19 protein-coding genes are annotated in these 18827 nt (G+C 42.6%); 4 read left to right on the top strand and 15 right to left on the bottom strand.

All coding sequences use genetic code 11. The features are described 5' to 3' along the window. The 11 genes from IMZ28_RS03545 to rplI form a co-directional block, all read right to left on the bottom strand. Complete coding sequence (locus IMZ28_RS03545) at window positions 1-1740, bottom strand: GspE/PulE family protein (protein ID WP_197549374.1); 1740 nt, start codon at window positions 1738-1740, stop codon at window positions 1-3. Between the two features lie 59 nt (window positions 1741-1799). After that, the gene (locus tag IMZ28_RS03540; RefSeq protein ID WP_197549373.1) at window positions 1800-2486 is read right to left on the bottom strand and encodes a tetratricopeptide repeat protein; all 687 of its coding nucleotides are present in this window, start codon (window positions 2484-2486) and stop codon (window positions 1800-1802) included. Continuing rightward, window positions 2479-3291 carry an ATP-binding protein gene (locus IMZ28_RS03535; protein WP_197549372.1) on the bottom strand — a complete coding sequence of 271 codons (813 nt, stop codon included), beginning with the start codon at window positions 3289-3291 and terminating at the stop codon, window positions 2479-2481. The genes IMZ28_RS03540 and IMZ28_RS03535 overlap by 8 nt, the downstream gene beginning before the upstream one ends. Beyond that, complete coding sequence (gene mshL / locus IMZ28_RS03530) at window positions 3281-4876, bottom strand: pilus (MSHA type) biogenesis protein MshL (RefSeq protein WP_197549371.1); 1596 nt, start codon at window positions 4874-4876, stop codon at window positions 3281-3283. The genes IMZ28_RS03535 and mshL overlap by 11 nt, the downstream gene beginning before the upstream one ends. A 1-nt stretch (window position 4877) precedes the next feature. Continuing rightward, window positions 4878-5291, bottom strand: coding sequence for a hypothetical protein (locus IMZ28_RS03525; RefSeq protein ID WP_197549370.1), 414 nt, complete (start codon window positions 5289-5291; stop codon window positions 4878-4880). Next, window positions 5291-5944 carry a hypothetical protein gene (locus IMZ28_RS03520; protein WP_197549369.1) on the bottom strand — a complete coding sequence of 218 codons (654 nt, stop codon included), beginning with the start codon at window positions 5942-5944 and terminating at the stop codon, window positions 5291-5293. The genes IMZ28_RS03525 and IMZ28_RS03520 overlap by 1 nt, the downstream gene beginning before the upstream one ends. Continuing rightward, entirely contained in the window at window positions 5941-7482 is a 1542-nt protein-coding gene (locus IMZ28_RS03515) for a hypothetical protein (RefSeq protein WP_197549368.1), read from the bottom strand. Before IMZ28_RS03515 ends, IMZ28_RS03520 begins: the two co-directional genes overlap by 4 nt. 144 nt (window positions 7483-7626) lie before the next feature. Continuing rightward, on the bottom strand, window positions 7627-8529 hold the full coding sequence (gene era / locus IMZ28_RS03510; protein ID WP_197549367.1) for a GTPase Era: 903 nt from the start codon (window positions 8527-8529) through the stop codon (window positions 7627-7629). Window positions 8530-8562: 33 nt separating this feature from the next. Next, window positions 8563-9891: an ATP-dependent protease ATPase subunit HslU gene (hslU, locus tag IMZ28_RS03505; protein WP_197549366.1), complete on the bottom strand. Its 1329-nt coding sequence runs from the start codon at window positions 9889-9891 to the stop codon at window positions 8563-8565. Window positions 9892-10299: 408 nt separating this feature from the next. Then, window positions 10300-10830, bottom strand: coding sequence for an ATP-dependent protease subunit HslV (gene hslV / locus IMZ28_RS03500; protein WP_197549365.1), 531 nt, complete (start codon window positions 10828-10830; stop codon window positions 10300-10302). Next, on the bottom strand, window positions 10830-11273 hold the full coding sequence (gene rplI, locus IMZ28_RS03495) for a 50S ribosomal protein L9 (RefSeq protein WP_197549364.1): 444 nt from the start codon (window positions 11271-11273) through the stop codon (window positions 10830-10832). The genes hslV and rplI overlap by 1 nt, the downstream gene beginning before the upstream one ends. A gap of 175 nt (window positions 11274-11448) precedes the next feature. Here rplI and IMZ28_RS03490 point away from each other — a divergent pair, with 175 nt between their 5' ends. Next, window positions 11449-13398 carry a M3 family metallopeptidase gene (locus IMZ28_RS03490; protein WP_197549363.1) on the top strand — a complete coding sequence of 650 codons (1950 nt, stop codon included), beginning with the start codon at window positions 11449-11451 and terminating at the stop codon, window positions 13396-13398. A gap of 32 nt (window positions 13399-13430) precedes the next feature. Further along, window positions 13431-13946 carry a hypothetical protein gene (locus IMZ28_RS03485; protein WP_197549362.1) on the top strand — a complete coding sequence of 172 codons (516 nt, stop codon included), beginning with the start codon at window positions 13431-13433 and terminating at the stop codon, window positions 13944-13946. Window positions 13947-13979: 33 nt separating this feature from the next. On the opposite strand, the gene IMZ28_RS03480 is transcribed toward IMZ28_RS03485, so the two are convergent. After that, window positions 13980-15314 (bottom strand): argininosuccinate synthase, encoded by a 1335-nt coding sequence (locus tag IMZ28_RS03480; RefSeq protein ID WP_197549361.1) that lies wholly within the window; start codon window positions 15312-15314, stop codon window positions 13980-13982. 63 nt (window positions 15315-15377) lie between these two features. Next, the gene (locus tag IMZ28_RS03475; protein WP_197549360.1) at window positions 15378-15722 is read right to left on the bottom strand and encodes a thioredoxin family protein; all 345 of its coding nucleotides are present in this window, start codon (window positions 15720-15722) and stop codon (window positions 15378-15380) included. Between the two features lie 94 nt (window positions 15723-15816). Between IMZ28_RS03475 and IMZ28_RS03470 the strand changes: the two genes are divergently transcribed. Together IMZ28_RS03470 and pdxA are read left to right on the top strand one after the other, a co-directional pair. Then, on the top strand, window positions 15817-16599 hold the full coding sequence (locus IMZ28_RS03470) for a pyridoxine 5'-phosphate synthase (protein WP_197549359.1): 783 nt from the start codon (window positions 15817-15819) through the stop codon (window positions 16597-16599). 218 nt (window positions 16600-16817) lie between these two features. Further along, window positions 16818-17756 (top strand): 4-hydroxythreonine-4-phosphate dehydrogenase, encoded by a 939-nt coding sequence (pdxA, locus tag IMZ28_RS03465; RefSeq protein ID WP_197549358.1) that lies wholly within the window; start codon window positions 16818-16820, stop codon window positions 17754-17756. 121 nt (window positions 17757-17877) lie between these two features. Here the strand turns inward: pdxA and IMZ28_RS03460 are convergent, their stop codons facing one another. Beyond that, a complete protein-coding gene (locus IMZ28_RS03460; protein ID WP_197549357.1) occupies window positions 17878-18108 on the bottom strand; it encodes a hypothetical protein in 231 nt (76 codons plus the stop codon). After that, window positions 18101-18745, bottom strand: a complete 645-nt coding sequence (locus IMZ28_RS03455; RefSeq protein ID WP_197549356.1) for a tetratricopeptide repeat protein — start codon at window positions 18743-18745, stop codon at window positions 18101-18103. Before IMZ28_RS03455 ends, IMZ28_RS03460 begins: the two co-directional genes overlap by 8 nt. Window positions 18746-18827 lie beyond the last annotated feature (82 nt).

Below are 18827 nucleotides of genomic sequence, written 5' to 3'. Positions count from 1 at the left end.
CTATAGTCTCGCTACTCTGTAAATTTCTTCAATCGTTGTTTTGCCTGCCAATGCCTTATGGACACCATCTTCAAACATACTGATAAACCCCTCTTCTACTGCCTGCTTCGTCATCTCTTCTTTTGAAGCATTACGCGCGATCATTCGAGAGAATGTCTCACTGATAGTCAAAACTTCCGAAATCATCTCCCGTCCTTTGTAACCACTGTGGCCACACTCTTTACACCCCTCTCCTTTAAAGAAAACAGGGTTCTCCGGAAGATACTGTCTGACATCCTGTAAAAGTTTTTCCGGCAATACCGTCTCTCTTTTACAATGTGTACATATCTTTCGGACAAGTCTTTGTGCCTGGATAGCCACCAATGCCCCGCTGACAAGGTACTCTTCGATCCCCATATCAAGGATCCTCGTTACTGCAGAGATCGCATCGTTTGTGTGAAGGGTTGAAAGAACCAGGTGCCCTGTCAATGCTGCCTGGATAGCAATACGCAGTGTCTCCTTGTCTCTGATCTCACCGATCATGATCTTATCCGGATCCTGTCTCAAAATCGATCTCAGAGCATCTGCAAATCCCAAACCGACATGCGGCCGCACCTGTACCTGCTGCAGTCCGCTCATCTGATACTCTACAGGATCTTCAACCGTAATGATCTTGTCTTTTACATCCTTGATCGCATTGAGGGCTCCGTAAAGTGTCGTTGTTTTACCTGAACCTGTAGGCCCGGTGACAAGAACGATCCCGTATGGTACTTTGATCGCCTGTGAAAAACGATCATAACAGAATTTGCTCATTCCTGCATCTTCCAGTCTGATCATTGCTTTTGTTTTGTCAAGAATTCTCAGTACGATCGACTCTCCATAGATCGTTGGAAGCGTAGATACCCTGAAGTCAAAATCCCTGTTGGCTATAGAGGCGGAAAATCTTCCATCCTGCGGTTTTCGTTTTTCAGCGATATCCAGATTTGAAAGCAGTTTCATTCTTGAAGAGAGTGGATTGAAAATATCCTTATCGAAAGTAAAACTCTGTCTTAACATGCCATCCACACGTTCACGTACGACACAGCTTTTCTCAGTTGCTTCAATATGGATATCACTTGCACCTATATAGATCGCTGACTTCAATATGATATCGATCAGCTTCAATACAGCAGATGAATTTTCATTATCTTCATCAATATTGCCTTCCTGACTCAGATCCTGTCTGATATCCTGAATAAGCCCTTTAACACTCTCATTTATCTCAAGACGCTGCAGATGCTGACGGATCTGACTCGGTTTTGCAATAGCCATTTTAATCGGTTTTTTGGGAAAGAGACGCTGTATCGCATCATGTGCTCCCATATCCAGAGGGTCTTCAAATGCAATCAAAATATTGAGATCTGTCTCTTCGATAGGTATTACATTATATCTGATCAGCTGCTTGTAGGGGATTTCGGAGAAGAGTCTCATATCGATCTCATGTTCATCCAGGTCAATATACTCGACATGCAGCTCTTTGGCAACTTCTTTCAAGATCGGAACAATATCAATACCTTCTATCTTCTCGAGATGGGAGAGTGTGATCACTCCTTGTCTTATTTTCTTGACAAGAAAATTCTCAACTACACTCAGATCGATCATCTTCTCTGCAATAAGATTTGCAAAAGAGATTTTTTTAGGAGGTCTGCTTTTTACCAGTGTCGAAATAGCCTCTTTTGTAATAAGACCTTCATCCAACATCATCTCGATCAGTTTTACCATTCTCCGCCCTCCTTTTATCTAATTAGTATACCACGCTATCATCGCAATTTGGCTAAATGCTATCTGATCATACCTTTTTTTATCTTCTCCAGAAGTACTTTAGCTTCGATCGAGTTTGTTTTCTTGACATATCTGTTCAAAATTCTTATTGCTTCATTTTTTTGTCCCCGCCTCACTTTCGCTTTTGCAAAGATCAGCCAACTCTCTTCTATATTCTCATTGATCTTATTGGTCTGAAGCGCCCAGTACTCCGCTTTCTTGTAGTTACCCTTACTGTAATATGCTCTTGCAAGAAAAAGAGAATCGTCTGTATCATGCCCGAGTCGGAATCTTTTTTCAATCTCTTTAAAAGCTTCAGGGCTTGAAGCTGTTTCAATCACTTCAATATGCAGTTTTTTGCGAGGGGGTTTTGAAGAGACCAAAGCAGTACGCTCTTGCATATCTGTTTCATTGATACTCTCACCAGAACCGGTATCCATAGGTGCATCTACCGTTTCTTCTCTATCCTGTTCTTCAAGCTTTGTTAATGCTTTGTCCCTGAAAACAGGCTGACTCTGCTGCAGCGTGGATGGTGTGGTAGTAACCTGATTTTTCATATTGGTATCCTGAAGTTTTAACATACCGCTATTCCTTGCAAGGATAAGCGCCAAAACAACTGTTATAAGCAGAAGAAGTATGATCCAGGGTATCTTTTTTTTACGGTTATACCGTTTCCAATCCTCTTCAAGTGCTTTGATGTTATACATTGATATACCCCAGTTTCAGCGCAGCCATCTCTATGATACGTTTGGGTACCTGTTGGTAGTTGATCTTTGAAGGTTCATGCCTGTCATAATATTCACAAATCTCAAAAATGGTGAACATCATCTTGTTACACTCCCTGTAGTTACCCTGTGTAAACTTATGGATAAGTTTCATATGCTTCTCTTTGATACTGTTGGCAGTTTCAAAAAGATTTTTTTTCAAAAGCTTTTTATGTATATAGGCTGCCTGCTCCGGCAGAGTTGCATTTTGAAGCTCGATCACTTCCCATATTCTTGACTGGAAATGCTCCTTTGCCACAAGGTCTTCATCATCTGTCTTATGTAAAGAGACAATGAATTTTACTGCCCTGCTGTCTGAGAGAAGCCGTATCTTCTCCATCATCTCCGAACCATACATCTGTGCTTCATCCAGAAGAATAATGATCTCTCTTTCCCCCCGCAGGTCCTTACAGTAGTTTACCAGCGCAGAGAAGTTCACTTCAGTGTTTTGCGGTAACGATTTTTTTGTCAATACTTTAAAGACTTTATGAAAAAACTCCTTTTCATTGGTCGCCGGTGTATCAAAGTAGTGGATCTCTCGTTTGTGTTTGAGTTTATTATGGAGACGATTGAGAAGAATACTCTTCCCTGTACCGGGACGGCCAAAGAGAAGGATCATCTTCAAAGGCTTATCAATGCTGTGTTCAAGCTGTTGATAAGCAGTCAGAGAAGAGTCCAGTTCAATATAATCATCAAGATCAACTGAATCTATAAATACGTTCTTGGCAGCTTCATACCTACTTTTCATTAACTTTTGTATATCCTAAATCTTTAAGAGAAACAGATTTGCTGTTTTTAACAATATGCGGCGTAATAATCAGTACCAGCTCCTCTACGGTCTCAATTTTTGTTTCTTGTTTGAATAGATACTCTAAAACCGGGATATCTCCAAGTATCGGCACCTTGTTTGCTTCAAATCCAGTTTTTGACGTAATAAGACCGCCAAGGATCGCATGTTCCCCGTCTTTTACTTTTACGACTGATGCGATTTGTCTTCTGATAAGATCCGGCGGGATCTGTCTTATTGTATTATCCTTGCCAACTGGATTTACTGTTTCCGAAATAGAAGGGTTTATCTTCAGTGTGATCATTCCGTTTGCATCGATCTCAGGCGTGATATCAAGCAGGATCCCGGCAAAAACGGAATCGACCGTTTCTCCTTCGGCTGTATTCTGATTATTGCCTGTTCCAAGGGCACTGGTTGACTTGATCTTGTAGAACAACTCTTTACCCACACTGATCAATGCAGGCTGGTTGTTCAGTGTCATAACACGAGGACTTGAGATCGCTTTTACATCCCCCTGTGTTCCCAGGAACTTGACTACCTCCTGCACAGATGCATGTCCGGTAATACTCACAACACTGGCGGATGTCGGATCAGTATTCGGTGCAAAAGTTGCTTCAGTAATCCCCTGAATAGCATCAAATGTGTAAGATGCCACATTGTTCTGTGCCATTTGCAGCGAGTCTACCGTAAAATTCTGCAGGCTGTAGAGTTGAGACCAGTCCACCCCACTCGTACGGCTGTCATCAAAGGTGACTGACAGAATACGTACATCGATCAATACCTGCTGCTTGATCTGCTTGCTTAAAGTATGGATATATCTTGCCACTCTGTTGATCTGCCTTGCTGTACCAGTGACTGTGATCATACCCGCTTCCGGATTTACGATCGGAGCCAAAGGATTATACTCCCATACTCTGCCGTCAGGACCGGTCCAGGTATCACCAGTGCGTGTATAGTGTGTACTCCCGTCTGCCGCACCTATAAGGATACGCTGTATCTCCGTCTCCACTGTTTTCCAGAACTGGAATTCATCACTACTTTCAATTGAAATACCGGTCTTTGAAAGACTATTTTGCGTACTGCCACTATTTATTGTATTTGAACCTCTGACTCCGCCTGTAGAGCTCTGTGGACTGGCAATAGTAACATTTGCATTACTCTTTCCAATTCTCTGACCGGAAATATAATGGATACGGAATGTCCTTGTAATGAGATAGGAGATATTCAGTTTATTCCCTGCAAGCGTATAATGAAGGTCATTATCCTTGAGAATCGTATCCAGAAAACCTTTCAGAGTAGCGTTCTTCAGCTTTACATAGTAAAGCTTCTTCTTCATTCTTTTCCGTGCCGCCTCATCTTTGACAACCACCGTCATGGCACATGTATCTGCAAGATTTTCAATCACATCTCCGATTGTCAGTTGACTGTCAATGGTAACCGAGAAGAGTTTGCTTGAACACTCATCTGCAACGGCAGTATTGGTCAGCCCTATTGCCATCATTATGGCAAAAACGAACTGTATCCCCTTGTTTTTTACTCTTTTCATCCTATTCCCTTTCTTCTAGTATGATAATTTTTTTCTTTGGCTTGCCAAGAAACAACTTTTTTATGGTGTTTCTGTTTCTCAATACCACACCTTTTTTACCGATATATTTTACTGTATAGCCAAGGATCACATCACCCACTTTTTTCCAGCCGTCATTGATAAAGGCTTTCCCTCCCATTATTGCGTGCAGTGACAGCTTTACATCTTCCTCTCTCGGCTCAGGTACAATCACAACTGTAGTATTCTCTTCCTGTTCAATACGTACGAACGGCTCTTTTGTCTGTTCCAGCTTGTCAAGACTGATGCCTTCACGTTTCAGATGTATTTTCTGGATCATATTTTCTATCTTTTGAACAGACAAATCAGCATAGACGGCGGTCAGACAAAAAAATATGATTGTTAATAACTTTTTCATTAGCGATTGATCCCCCATACTGAGATATTGATATCTGCTACGATCTTGGATGAGTTTTCATCCATATACAACTCTGTACCGTAAATATCTGTAACCAGCACATTCTGTTCCAGTTCATTCATGAACTTGACAATATTCTTGTACTCCCCTTTGCAGCCAATACCTACTTCAAGTACATGTCCGAAACTCCCGGAACTGTTCACATACTTGTTGCTTATATATTCCAGGTCTACATTCTGCACTTCCGCTTTATCTGTGATAGAGTTCAGGAAGATAGACCAGTTCTTCTGGTTAAAAAGCATATCTGAAAGCTTGTTAAGGTTTGAGTCAATAAAGGTGATCTTCTCTTTTGTTTTGGCAATACGTTTCTTCTTGTTGGCAATATCCTGAGTATACTTTTTCACATAATAGTCTTTATCTCCATTGACTGTGATACTGCGCATATAAAGCCTGTTATCTTTAATGCTTTTTTCAACAGATTTTTTTGCCACTTCACTCTTTTTGTGCAGCTGCTCGGTATATGGCAGGAGATAATCATAGGCAAGATAGGTAATAAAACCTGCGATCCCCAGAATGATCAACCACTTTTCACTCTCTTTTTTCGGAGCAAAATAAGCATCCAGCTCTTCTAATTTATCCTCTAAAAACTTCATCTTAATTCAACCTTTAACAAACCTTTGTAATGCTCACTGCCCGGCTCTTTCTCGATCAATTCGATATTGATCTCTTTAATCTCATCAAAATGTGTCTCAGAGATATACTTGATCAACTCCGTAAGCTTCCTGTCATCAGAACTGACAAGCGACATCCAGATGGTATCTTCCTTGGTAAAGATCCTGTCAACATGTACATTAAATCTGTTCAGCTCTTCGGCTATCGTATAAAAAAGTTCAGATTTAAGATGATAATCGACTTTCTCCTTGTAGACAGACTGCAGTGTTTTTGTTTTTTCACTATAGAGTTTGGCCAGACGTGCCAACTCTTTATCAAGTTGACTGATCTGCTTTTTTTTCTCACTCAGGATCTTTTTATATTTGTTTGTCTCTGCTGTCAAGACCTCATTTTGTTTACTTAATGCAAATGTCTTTGCATCATTTGCATAGGAACTCATCAGGTGATAAAGCGGATACGCAAGCCCAATCGAAATAGCGGCGAAGGTCGCAATAATGAACTGACCGCTTGCCCTCTTGACAAATGCCGGCGGTCTGGGGAAGACTGTGAGATTCAATACGATGCTTTCGTCTTCGATATACTCCATTGAAGTCAGCAGCATCAAGTATTGAAGCTGATCAGTATACCACTCTTCATTATTGACATTGTAATCAAAATTGAAATCTGCAGAAGGAAGTCCAAGATAGTTATGACTGTATTCATCTATCCCTACAATCGGTCCCTGTGCGCTGCCGATATACATATGGTCAACAGTTTCAAGCTGAAAGGCTCTTTTTGTATAGATAATTATGTCATTGATCGTAATAAAGACTTCACCGAAAATTTTCATGAAGTTCTGCTGGTATTTACTGTCTGTCGCTTTCAGTCCCTCTGTCTCCAAAATAGAAAAGAATTCACTTTTATCGACCTGCTCGCCCTCTATTTCACAAAACTTCTCGTAGATCTGTTCCAGAGAGAACTCTATAGACTTTGAATAAATATACTCGCCATTCTTGTAAAAACAGATGAAGGCATCATACTTTGTAAAGTATACAAAACAGTGTGTTCCACTGTCATTCAGGATCTCTTTTTCATAAAGGACTTTATATAAAAGAGGAACCGGTACAATAAGATCCAGATATTTCGTTTCCTCTTTGATGGGCAGATAAAGCTGGTTGAGTACTTCCGATTCCGCGACAAAGAGATGGAATTCTCTCTCTTCATTGCTGCTTTCAGCTTCTATAGAAGAGATGATATACTCTTGTGCCTGATCCAATCCCAACTCTTCATAGGCTTTGATCTCAAGAATATCTTGAAGATCCTCTTCAGGGATACTTCGACTCACACTTATTGTGGTGGTAATAAAATCTTTATTACTCAGATATGAGGTGATAAAATTTGCGGTATTATAGGTCAGTTTTTTCAAAGGCTGGAACTTGTCCCCTTTGAATATGTAGTTCTTCCCCGTATATGCGTTCAGCGTAACAAAATTCTTTATAGCCGACTTTGATTCTGGTAGTCCATTCTTTTTCAAAAACATCTCTAAACTTCCTTCTTTGTTGACCAATTATATATGTTATAATATTAAAACTATCTTACAATATAGTAAAAAAATTATAACTATTCTTAATTGTCAACTATTTGACCCAAAGGGTTTAGATCAACTTTTTTGCAATCAATATCTTTATACAATATAACCAAATTCTTCCAGGCTTTCTCTATTTTTGCTCCAGCCTTTTTTAACAGAGACATGAAGATCAAGAAATATCTTCTTGCCGGCGAAACGCTCCATCTGTTCACGTGCAAGCTTTCCGACACGCTTGATCCCCGCACCTTTCTGCCCTACGATCATACCTTTTTGGGTCTCCTTCTCCACTACGATCGTTGCATAGACTTTGTCTATATGATCCTCCTCATAGATCTTATCGATGATCACATCGCTTTCATAAGGGATTTCATCACTCATGTTTTCAAAGATCGATTCACGTATCAACTCCTTGTAGATATCACGGATATTGTCAGTGGTCAGGATCTCCGGATCAAATAGCCAGGGAGATTCAGGCAAATGCCTGGTGATCTCATCAAGCAGCTGCTCCTTTCCTACCTTTTTATTTACAGAGAAGGGAATAATCGCTTCAAATTTATCCTGATACTTCTGATACTCTCCAAGCTTCTTTAGAATATCCCCCTGTTTTACATGGTCGATCTTGGTCAGCACTATCATATGTTTGGTCCCCTTGGCCTCATTGAGTGCCAGAAACTTTTCATACTCTGTCAGCTTGTCCGTCACAGGTGCCAAAAAAATGATCAGGTCACTGTCTCCCATCGCTTTGAGCGCTTCATCCAGCATGAACTGGTTAAGCAGACGCTCTTTCTCATGGATGCCGGGTGTATCCACAAAGATGATCTGTGCATTTTTATGCATCACAATGATATTCATACGCTTACGTGTGGCTTGCGCTTTTTTTGAGACCATGGCAAGTTTCTCACCTACAATATAATTAAGCAGCGTACTCTTCCCTGCATTGGGTCGTCCAACTACTGCCACAAATCCTGCCCTGGTATCTTCTTTTCCCTGATTAAACATTTTTCTCCATTACTCCCATCTCCATCATTTTCACTATAATATATAACGTGTCATATCCTCATCTTCGACAACACTGCCTATCTTCTCATCGACCATAGCCTTGGTAATCCTGATCGTTTCTCCATTATGCATATCAGCTTCAAAACTGATCTCTTCGATGATTTTTTCCATGACTGTATGCAGACGTCTGGCTCCTATGTCTTCCGTTTTTTCGTTGGCAAGCAGAGAATAGTGTGCAATGGCACGGAGTGCCTCCTCTTCAAATACCAGGTCTACACCCTCTACTGCCAAAAGTGCCTGATACTGTTTAACGAGTGAGTTTTTGGGCTCTGTCAAGATACGGTACAGTGTCTCTTCATTAAGACTCTCAAGCTCCACCCTCAGAGGAAAACGTCCCTGAAGTTCAGGAATCAAGTCACTCGGCTTGCTCAGGTGAAATGCCCCTGCTGCAATAAAAAGAATATGATCCGTTCTGATCATTCCAAGTTTGGTATTGACCGTTGATCCTTCAACGATAGGAAGCAGATCTCTCTGTACTCCCTCTTTGCTTGGATCCTGTCTGTTATGGGAACCTGCTGCCACAGCGATTTTGTCTACTTCATCAAGGAAAACGATACCGCCTTTCTCTACCTTTTCTCTGGCCAGTTCTTTAAGCTGTTCCTCATCCAGAAGCACTTCACTTGCTTCCTGTTCCAGGATCTTCCTGGCCTCTGCAACAGTTACCTCTTTTTCAGGTCCCTTTTTTCCCATACCGCCAAGTACTTTGACGATGGACTCCTGTACCTGTATCATTTGCGGAGGAAGCCCCTCTTCAGGAAAGTCCGCTTTATTTGGGATGTTTACCTTGACCTTGAGATGATCCAGTTCTCCTTTGGCAAACTTCTCCTGCATTCTGGCAAAAGATGCATCGTACTCTGCCTGCTTCTGTTCACTGGCACCGGCAGGAAGAGGCGGAAGGAGTTTTTCAATGATCTTATTCTCAATATAGTTGGCGATCTTCTCTTTGTTCTTCTCATTCTCCGACTCACGTACAATGTTCATTGCTGTAACCGCCAGATCACGGATCATCGATTCTACATCACGTCCGACAAAGCCCACTTCCGTATATTTGCTCGCTTCAACTTTTATGAAAGGCAGCTGCATCATTTTTGCCAGACGGCGTGCGATCTCTGTTTTACCTACACCGGTACTTCCGATCATCAGAATGTTCTTAGGAGTGACATCCTGCTGCATCTGGGGGGTAAGCTGCATACGTCTGTAACGGTTGCGCAGCGCTACAGCGATTGTTTTTTTGGCATCATGCTGTCCGATCACATACTTGTCAAGGTGCGACACGATCTCTTTTGGTGTTAAATTATCCAAACATTTCTCCTATAATTCTGTTATTCAAGGCCTTCATACCACTCCTCCCACTGTTTTACAGAAAAGAGTTATGATGAGATATCAGTAAATCAGCCTTTCTTTTTTCTTTAGGGCACCTCTAATAACCCCATATGCTCATAACATTGCCGGCTTTGTTCTAGGCAAGGCACACTTTACAGACCTAGCCGTAGCTAAGTCGAAAAAGTGTAACGCCGCATAGAGCAAAGCCGGCATTGCCCAAAGGGTGGGCTTTGCAGACGCGATCTTTCACAAGAGGCTTCCATCGTCTTGGCTTTGGCCAGGACTTGAAAGCCTCTTGCAAAATCTCACATCTGCAAAACCCATTATGGGCGTATGGGGTTATTAGAAGTGCCCTTTACTAAAAAACTTTTGCTACCACAAACCGATTTACAATTCCAGTATTTTTATATTCGTATTGGTATAGATACACAACTCTCCGGCGATCTGCAAAGACTCCTCTACCAGATCTCGTGGTTCAAGGTTTGCATGCTTATCCAATGCCCTTGCCGCCGATATCGCATAATTTCCGCCGCTTCCAATGGCAGCGATCCTGCCATCCTGTGGTTCTACCACATCACCGGTTCCGGAAAGGATGAAAATATGCTCTTTGTTCAGAACGATCATCATCGCCTCAAGCTGACGCAGATGCTTGTCTTTCCGCCATGCTTTGGAAAAGGCGATCACTGATTTGAAAAGGTCTCCTCTCTTCTCATTCAAAAATCCCTCGAACATATCGAACAGATTAAAAGCGTCTGCCGTACTGCCTGCGAATCCTGCCAGTATCTTGCCTTCATACAAAGTACGTATCTTTGTCGCATTGCTCTTAAGTACCGTATCACCGAATGTGACCTGTCCGTCACCGCCGATAACAGCTTTCCCGTCAGCTTTGTAACCCAGTATCGTAGTTGCTTCAAACATCAGACACCTACTACTTCTACTTTCAACATTGCATGAATGCCATGTCCCAACTTGGCATCGACTTCATGAATACCGGTGGACTTGAGCGCTTTTTTAAGGTTAATGTGCTTTTTATCAAGCTCAATCCCAAGCTGTTCCCTGACTGCTGCCGCAATGTCAGCATTGCCTACAGAACCTTTGATCCCGACCGGTGCTGCCTGTTTCTCAATTTTGATCGTTGCTTCTTCCAGCTCTTTCTTCTCCGCCTCAAGACGTGCAAGTTCCTCTTTGAGTTCCTGTTCCTTACGTGCCTGTTCTGCTTTCCAGTTCTCCACCACCTCTGGAGTTGCAAGTTTGGCCAGTCCTTTGTTGATCAGAAAATTCTGTCCGTATCCGTCTTTTACTTCCTTGATCTCTCCGGCTTTTCCCAGTGATTTAACATCTTTGATCAATAGTACTTTCATATTTTCACTATCCTTTAGGGTTATACTTGTTAAAATTATTAATATTTTAGCTAAAGTTTATTAATACTAAGGGCACATCCGACAGTACTGTACAGAGATAACATGCTGCTAGAGGTACCCTTAACAGTCGATGTGCTACAATCACACAAATTAATTTCTAAATGGATAAAGCAACATGTTTCAAACCTTTCAACTAGAGAACTTAGACACTTTTCCCCAGCAACTCGAAACGCTTCTCAATGCACAGCGCAAAAAGATCGATGAGATCACAAAAACGAGTGAAACCGGATATGGCAGTATACTCAAACCGCTTCAGGATCTCGATGAGGAGTTAAATCTCTTTTTTACTCCTCTCTCCCATCTTAACTCGGTCATGAACTCCGAAGAGACACAAAAAGCATATGAAGCATCACTTCCTCTGCTCTCCAAATTCAGTTCGGAGATGGCACAGAATGTTCCTCTATTCAGAAAAATCGAGCAGATACGAACAGATGATCCCCAGCAGCAGACTGTTGTCAAATATGATGTAAGGGACTTTAGACTCTCCGGGATCGATCTGCCCGAAAAAGAGAAAAAACGGCTTGAAGAGATCTCCCTTCAACTCTCCGAACTCTCCAACGCTTTCTCACAGAACCTGCTCAATGCAACCAATGCCTATGAACTGATCATTGAAGATGAAAAAGATGTCAAAGGCATGCCCCAAACAGATATTGAAGCTGCCAGAACAGAGATCGACGGCAAAACGGTCTATAGGTTCACCCTCCAGATCCCAAGCTACCTTGCCTATATGACCTATGGCCCCAACCGCAGATACAGAGAAGCTCTCTCCAAAGCTTACAGCACCAGAGCTCCCGAAAATGCAGAGGTGATCGACAGGATCCTTGCACTGAAACAGGAAAAAGCAAAAATACTCGGCTTTGAGAACTATGCTCAGTATGCACTCGAGACAAGGGATGCCGCAAACCAGGAAGAGGTACTGGAGTTTCTTGATATACTCGCCGATGCAGCGCTGCCGCAAGCCAGAGAGGAACTTGAGGAGCTCAAAACTTTTGCCAGAGAGTGTGACGGTATCGAAGAGCTTGCCGGATATGATATTGCCTACTACTCCGAAAAACTCAAAAAAGAGAAATTCGATTTTGATGACACCATGACAAAGCCCTACTTCGAACAGCAAAAAGTACTTCAGGGACTGCTCGATGTCGTTTCGGAACTTTTTGGTGTAGAGTTCAGGCCCGCAGATGTTCCGACATGGCATATGTGCGTCAAACCTTTTGACATATACGAAGAGGGGAGGCTCTCAGGACGTATCTACTTCGACCTTGAAGCACGTAAAGAGAAACGTGGCGGCGCATGGATGGCTGACTGGGAGACACACTTCATCGACAGTGAGGGGAAAAAACATCTTGCATCAGCCTTTGTCGTATGCAACTTTGCACCTGCTTCCGAAACCACCCCTTCTTTACTGCGCCATGATGATGTCGTCACTCTTTTTCATGAAATGGGACATGCCATCCATCACCTTTTTGGAAAATGCAAGGAGCGTTCGATCTCCGGTATCAACGGTGTTGCCTGGGATGTAGTGGAGTTCCCTTCCCAGTTCCTTGAGAATTTTGCCTACGAAGCTGCTATTCTCAAACGCTTTGGTTTCCATTATGAAACTGGGGAGCCCATCTCTGAAGAACTTATGGCAAAGATCAAAGAGACAAAGAACTTTCAGGCCGCTCTTGGTATTCTGCGTCAGGTTGAGTTCTCGCTTTTTGACTTCAAGCTGCATCAAAAGCTCTATCAGGGTGAAGAGGTCCAGGCACTCCTTGACAAGATCAGAGAGAAGACTGCTCTGCTCAAACCGCCGAGCTATAACAAGTTCCAGCATGGCTTCTCCCATATCTTTGCAGGCGGATATGCTGCAGGGTATTACTCTTACAAGTGGGCAGAGGTACTCAGTGCCGATGCTTTCTTTGAGTGTCTCGATGAGCAGGAAGGTTTTAACAAAGAGCGTGCCAAGGGATACAAAGAGATCATTCTTGCCAACGGCGGAGCCAAAGAGATGAGTGAACTTTACCGGGAGTGGCTGGGCCGCAAACCTGAGGTAGAGAGCCTTATAAAACTATACGAAATCGCATAGCGTACGTAAATACGTACCTATAGAGGAGAGATATGAAAGAGTACAGTTATCTGATTTTAACCATTCTCGCACTCTTTGGCATTATCCTGGCAGGTGCCTATTTCAGCCCTACCTTTGAAGAGCAGAAAAGCTTTTTGGAGCTTTTCTATCTCAGTGGTGCACTGCTCTTCATTTTTTCTGCACTGGTGATCTTCGCTACCATAGGTTTTGGCTCTTTTGCAATCTATGGCGCTGTTTTTTTAGCTGCAGTGATGGGTATATACGGCATAGAAGGAGCTCTCCTGATAACAGGCATGACCTATTTTGTCTGGGGTTCCATCTTTGCCATGCAGGTACTTCTTTTTTACCACCATCTTAAAAGTGCAACACAGTGGTTCAAAGAACGTTATACATTCAACTCTTTCAAGTATGAATACTATATATTCTATCCGATGTTGTGGATTGCCTATCTCTTTTTGGAGTTTATTCCGAGCATTCTATTTCGGGAAGATTTTTTAAGGTTCATCCCTTCCAAAATATTGAAAGAGATGAAAGAAGTCCTGGAGTGATCAGTACCGCATAAGTTGCAGTCCCTTGATCACTTAACCTTTACCAATAAGCTTTTTAAAGAACTGTTTTACTTTTTGACAGATGGTTGTTGAACCTGTCTCAATATGGCACACCTCTACCTCATCATAGTCACCTACCAGTGTTGCAATACGCTCCGGCTGTTTTTTCCCTTCGATGATAAAACGCAGTGCATTGAGACGAATAAACCCTTCTGCATCTTTCTGGTTATAAACCTCATCTGCTTCGAAAGTTGAGTGCTCTTCAGAGTAGAGGGAATTCTCAGACTTACGTCCTACAACCATTACATTCCCTTTGTAAAGCTTGAGCCTGACCTCACCGTTTACCTGTTCCTGTGTCGCATCTATGGCCGCCTGCATCATCCTGCGTTCAGGAGACCACCAAAGACCATTATAGATCAGTTTGGCATATTTTGGCATCATCTCATCTTTGGCATGTGCCTCTTCTCTGTCAAGCGTGATCGACTCGATAGCACGGTGTGCTTTAAGCATAATGGTTCCGCCCGGTGTCTCGTAACACCCGCGTGCTTTCATGCCGACCATACGGTTCTCAACAATATCAATGCGTCCGATCCCGTGTTTCTTTCCATATGTGTTGAGGCTCTCAAGGATCGTGGCCGGAGTCATCTCTTCACCGTTGATCGCCACAGGATCTCCCTCTTTGTAGGTGATAGTAATGTATTCAGGCTCATCCGGTGCTTCCTCCGGAGAGACAGACCAGAGCCACATATCCTCTTCCGGCTCATTGTACGGATTCTCCAGCCACTCACCCTCATAAGAGATGTGAAGCAGGTTCGCATCCATCGAGTAAGGCTTCGGTTTACCTTTACCGTCAATGTCGATACCATGGTTCTTTGCATACTCAAGCAGCTTTGTTCTGGAGTTAAGGTCCCACTCTCTCCATGGTGCGATCACCGCAATATCGGGATCAAGTGCAAGATAACCAAGCTCAAAACGTACCTGGTCATTTCCTTTTCCTGTCGCCCCGTGACTGACCGCATCAGCCCCTGTCTCTTTTGCGATCTCTATCTGTTTTTTGGCAATGAGCGGTCTGGCGATGGAAGTACCCAAAAGATACTCTCCTTCATAGATCGCATTGGCTCTGAACATTGGGAAGACGAAATCTTTTACGAACTCTTCTCTAAGATCCAAGATGAAGATGTTCTCAGGTTTGATCCCCATATCCAACGCTTTTTGACGTGCAGGTTCTACCTCTTCACCCTGTCCAAGGTCGGCGGTAAAAGTCACCACTTCACATTCGTATTCATCTTGCAGCCACTTAAGGATAATACTTGTATCAAGCCCACCCGAATAAGCCAGTACAGCCTTTTTGATCTTTCTTTTTGCCATGTTTCAGCCTTGTTAAAAAATAATATTGTCGCGATTTTACCATAATGTTGGTTAAGGTCATCTCTAACACTGCATAAAGCCGTATTTCTTCATAATGATCTCAAGTACAGGCTTTTTATATGCCCCTGTATGCCGAAATATCTCATTGCCTTCAGCATCAAAAAAGATCTGTGTCGGCATCTCTTTGAGTTTGTAGATATCACGGCTTATGATCCGTTCTTTCTGTCCGTCAACAGCATAGATCTGATACTCCGGATGCTCTTCCAGAATCTGGGCAAATACTTTAGACATAGCAAGACAACTGTAACAGTGGCTCATGCCAAATGCCAAAATGGTAGGGTGTCCATTTCCGATATTGTGTTTGATATCGGCATATCGACTGACCGGAAGCGGCTTTTTTTCCGACATTTGCACTCCTTTAAGTGGTGATTTGGTGATTATACAAATCCTATCTTAAAAACTTTTGCTATAATCAGACTTATCAAAAATGCAAGGAAGTTTCATGTTGTTGGGTGTAAACATCGACCATATTGCTGTTTTAAGAGAAGCCAGAAAAGTAGCCGATCCCGATCCCCTCGATGCACTTGGCATATGTAAACGTGCCGGGGCGGACCAGATCACCATTCATCTGCGTGAGGACAGACGGCATATGCAGGACTCCGATGCCAAAAGCATCATTGAACTCTCTGCCCTTCCTGTGAACCTTGAGTGTGCTATCGCACCGGCCATGATCGATATTGCCTGCGAACTAAGACCCCATCGCGTTACACTGGTACCTGAAAAACGTGAAGAGGTTACCACTGAAGGCGGCCTTGCGGTAACAGGAGAGCAGTCCAGACTCAAAGAGGCGATCAGACGTTTACAGAAAGAGGAGATAGAGGTCTCTCTTTTTATCGATCCTGCCCTGGATGCTGTCAGAGCCTCCATTGATCTTGGTGTTGAGTGGATCGAGTTCCATACAGGCAGGTATGCCAACATTCATGCAATGCTCTACTCCAACCTTGCCAAAACACACCACTCGATCAAAGAACTTGAACTCTCACGCAAAATACTGAAACAGATGCTCGATGATGAACTGCGTAACCTCCGTCTGCTCAGCTGTGACGCTATGGAACTTGGTTTGAGAGTCGCCGCAGGTCACGGACTCAATATGCAAAATGTCAAAGCCATTGTAGAGATAGAGACCATCGAAGAACTCAACATAGGACAAAGCATCATTGCACGCTCTGTCTATACAGGACTGGAACAGGCGATTGTAGATATGAAAGCACTGTTGATACGATAGTGTCAAGTGACAATTTCACAGTTAAACTTAAACTATCAAGAATTTTGCTCAAAACGCAAATTGTCCTAAGAAGTTTCCTGCTACAGGCAGCTTTTTGACAACGTATCAGTTCTTCGCATTTTCTTTTTTCTTTGGTTCGTTTCTTTTTTTCTTTACTGCATGAACAAAGAAAAAAGAAATGAACATAAAACCATTATACTGAAAACAAAGGTTGTGTTATGGAAAAACAAAAAGTAGCCATCAGCATTGGAGACCTCAACGGTATCGGTATCCAACTCGCATTGGAAAACCATAAAAAGGTTTCCCAAATAGCAGAACCTATCTACTGTATCGACAGCATCATGCTTGAACAGGCAGCTGAAAAACTAAATATCCCTGTACCAAATCACTTTAGAACAGTAGAAGAGATTGCTCCCTCCTTTGAGATCAAACCAGGCAAAGTCACCAAAGAAAGCGGGGCATATGCCTATGCTTCATTCCTCAAAGCCGTACAGATGGCAAAAGCAAAAAAGGTCGATGCCATCTGCACCCTGCCCATTCACAAAAAAGCATGGGAACTTGCCGGCGTACACTACAAAGGACACACCGATGCCTTACGCGATTTTTTTAAGTGCGATGCCATCATGATGCTCGGCTGCCCCAAAATGTATGTAGCTCTTTACACTGAGCATATTCCGCTAAAAGAGGTAGCCGGCAGCATTGACGAAGAGAAGCTGACACAGTTTTTGATAGACTTTTACCATACCGCCAAACCCGCAACAAGCGTTGCAGTACTCGGACTTAACCCACATGCAGGAGATGACGGTGTACTCGGCGATGAAGAGAAGATGATCACTCAAGCAATTAACAATGCCAATCAATTTCTCAGCACTCAATGCTCAGCGCTCAATGCTCCGTTTGAAGGTCCCATGGTACCCGATGTTGCCTTTACCCCTAACACAAGAAAATACTACACCCACTATATTGCCATGTACCATGACCAGGGACTGGCACCGCTGAAGGCACTCTACTTCGATGAAGGGATCAACATCAGTCTGAATCTACCGATCCTGCGTACTTCTGTCGATCACGGTACGGCATTTGATATTGCCTACAAGAGAGCAAAACTGAATCACTTGAGTTACTTCAATGCGATTCAATATATTGTGGGCGTGTAGTGTACAGCACGCTTTTCAGTACACTTCACCTTCTCAAAAAACTTTGGAAAAGTTACATGTCATTACGCTTTTTCTTTTTAAAGCATACCAAAACCATTCACTTGCTAAAACACTTTTCCTTTTAGCAAAAGAGACTCGGCTCCGCTTCATCATGCACGATTTCACACTCTTCGTTCATCATTGAACACAGCTTTTCCTGACAGCAGTTACAGAGGAATCGGTAGTTTTGCATATCATAGTGGATCGTATCTCCCTCATGAAGGTCAGCATAACATTCACCGCAGACATTGGTCACACGAAGCAATATCTCTTTTGTTGCCACCTGAGTTACAAAACAGGCATTACTACTCATTTCTCCCCTCCAGTTCATCTATTATTTTTTTCGCTTCGTCTATTGTATTATCCAGTTCATACGCTTTTTTATAATTAACCAATGCATCATCCTTCAGTCCGATATCATACAGTGTATTGGCATAATTGAAATAGTGCGGTGCATACTCCGGATCAAGCTCTATCGCTTTTCTATGATGTATCTGCGCAGTCCCATCCTCTCCAAGCTTATGCAATACATTGGCAAGAGAGTCATGTGCAATATCATCATCCGGATCCAAAGAGAGGATCTTTTCATAAACCTTTTTGGCTTCTTCATACTCTCTGTCTTCCAAATAGAGATATCCCTCTCTTCGAAGTGCTTCAATATTGTTCTCATCAATGATCAGTGCGCTCTGTACAGCTTTTCTGGCCTCAAGAAGATCACCTTTTTCTATGGCTTCATCTGTCATTTGGATAAGCTGCTCAATACGGGATACCGGCTGTTGCGTTTTGGAAAAAGTTTTGTCCGGACGGTTGATACCACCTATCTGCTCATCAGGCAACTTGGCTTCAAAATCCACACCGCGTTTAGGGTAGCTTCCTGAAAAAAGTTGTTTGAAAAAGAGGTAAAAAACACCTCCTGCAATAATAAGTAGGAAAAGTTGAAACGTTGTCATATATACTCCAAAAGTTTATGTCGAATAATAGGATAATCAACCTTAAAGCCAAAGAAATTTGGCTATGATACCAAAAACAATC

Origin of the sequence: Sulfurovum indicum, assembly GCF_014931715.1 — a bacterium.
Taxonomy (GTDB): domain Bacteria; phylum Campylobacterota; class Campylobacteria; order Campylobacterales; family Sulfurovaceae; genus Sulfurovum; species Sulfurovum indicum.
This window is presented reverse-complemented; position numbering and strand designations above follow the sequence as displayed.

Coding starts and splice junctions, on each gene's coding strand:
- IMZ28_RS03545 (WP_197549374.1), bottom strand. CDS start 1,740: ATGGTAAAACTGATCGAGATGATGTTGGATGAAGGTCTTATTACAAAA.
- IMZ28_RS03540 (WP_197549373.1), bottom strand. CDS start 2,486: ATGTATAACATCAAAGCACTTGAAGAGGATTGGAAACGGTATAACCGT.
- IMZ28_RS03535 (WP_197549372.1), bottom strand. CDS start 3,291: ATGAAAAGTAGGTATGAAGCTGCCAAGAACGTATTTATAGATTCAGTT.
- mshL (WP_197549371.1), bottom strand. CDS start 4,876: ATGAAAAGAGTAAAAAACAAGGGGATACAGTTCGTTTTTGCCATAATG.
- IMZ28_RS03525 (WP_197549370.1), bottom strand. CDS start 5,291: ATGAAAAAGTTATTAACAATCATATTTTTTTGTCTGACCGCCGTCTAT.
- IMZ28_RS03520 (WP_197549369.1), bottom strand. CDS start 5,944: ATGAAGTTTTTAGAGGATAAATTAGAAGAGCTGGATGCTTATTTTGCT.
- IMZ28_RS03515 (WP_197549368.1), bottom strand. CDS start 7,482: ATGTTTTTGAAAAAGAATGGACTACCAGAATCAAAGTCGGCTATAAAG.
- era (WP_197549367.1), bottom strand. CDS start 8,529: ATGTTTAATCAGGGAAAAGAAGATACCAGGGCAGGATTTGTGGCAGTA.
- hslV (WP_197549365.1), bottom strand. CDS start 10,830: ATGTTTGAAGCAACTACGATACTGGGTTACAAAGCTGACGGGAAAGCT.
- rplI (WP_197549364.1), bottom strand. CDS start 11,273: ATGAAAGTACTATTGATCAAAGATGTTAAATCACTGGGAAAAGCCGGA.
- IMZ28_RS03490 (WP_197549363.1), top strand. CDS start 11,449: ATGTTTCAAACCTTTCAACTAGAGAACTTAGACACTTTTCCCCAGCAA.
- IMZ28_RS03485 (WP_197549362.1), top strand. CDS start 13,431: ATGAAAGAGTACAGTTATCTGATTTTAACCATTCTCGCACTCTTTGGC.
- IMZ28_RS03480 (WP_197549361.1), bottom strand. CDS start 15,314: ATGGCAAAAAGAAAGATCAAAAAGGCTGTACTGGCTTATTCGGGTGGG.
- IMZ28_RS03475 (WP_197549360.1), bottom strand. CDS start 15,722: ATGTCGGAAAAAAAGCCGCTTCCGGTCAGTCGATATGCCGATATCAAA.
- IMZ28_RS03470 (WP_197549359.1), top strand. CDS start 15,817: ATGTTGTTGGGTGTAAACATCGACCATATTGCTGTTTTAAGAGAAGCC.
- pdxA (WP_197549358.1), top strand. CDS start 16,818: ATGGAAAAACAAAAAGTAGCCATCAGCATTGGAGACCTCAACGGTATC.
- IMZ28_RS03460 (WP_197549357.1), bottom strand. CDS start 18,108: ATGAGTAGTAATGCCTGTTTTGTAACTCAGGTGGCAACAAAAGAGATA.
- IMZ28_RS03455 (WP_197549356.1), bottom strand. CDS start 18,745: ATGACAACGTTTCAACTTTTCCTACTTATTATTGCAGGAGGTGTTTTT.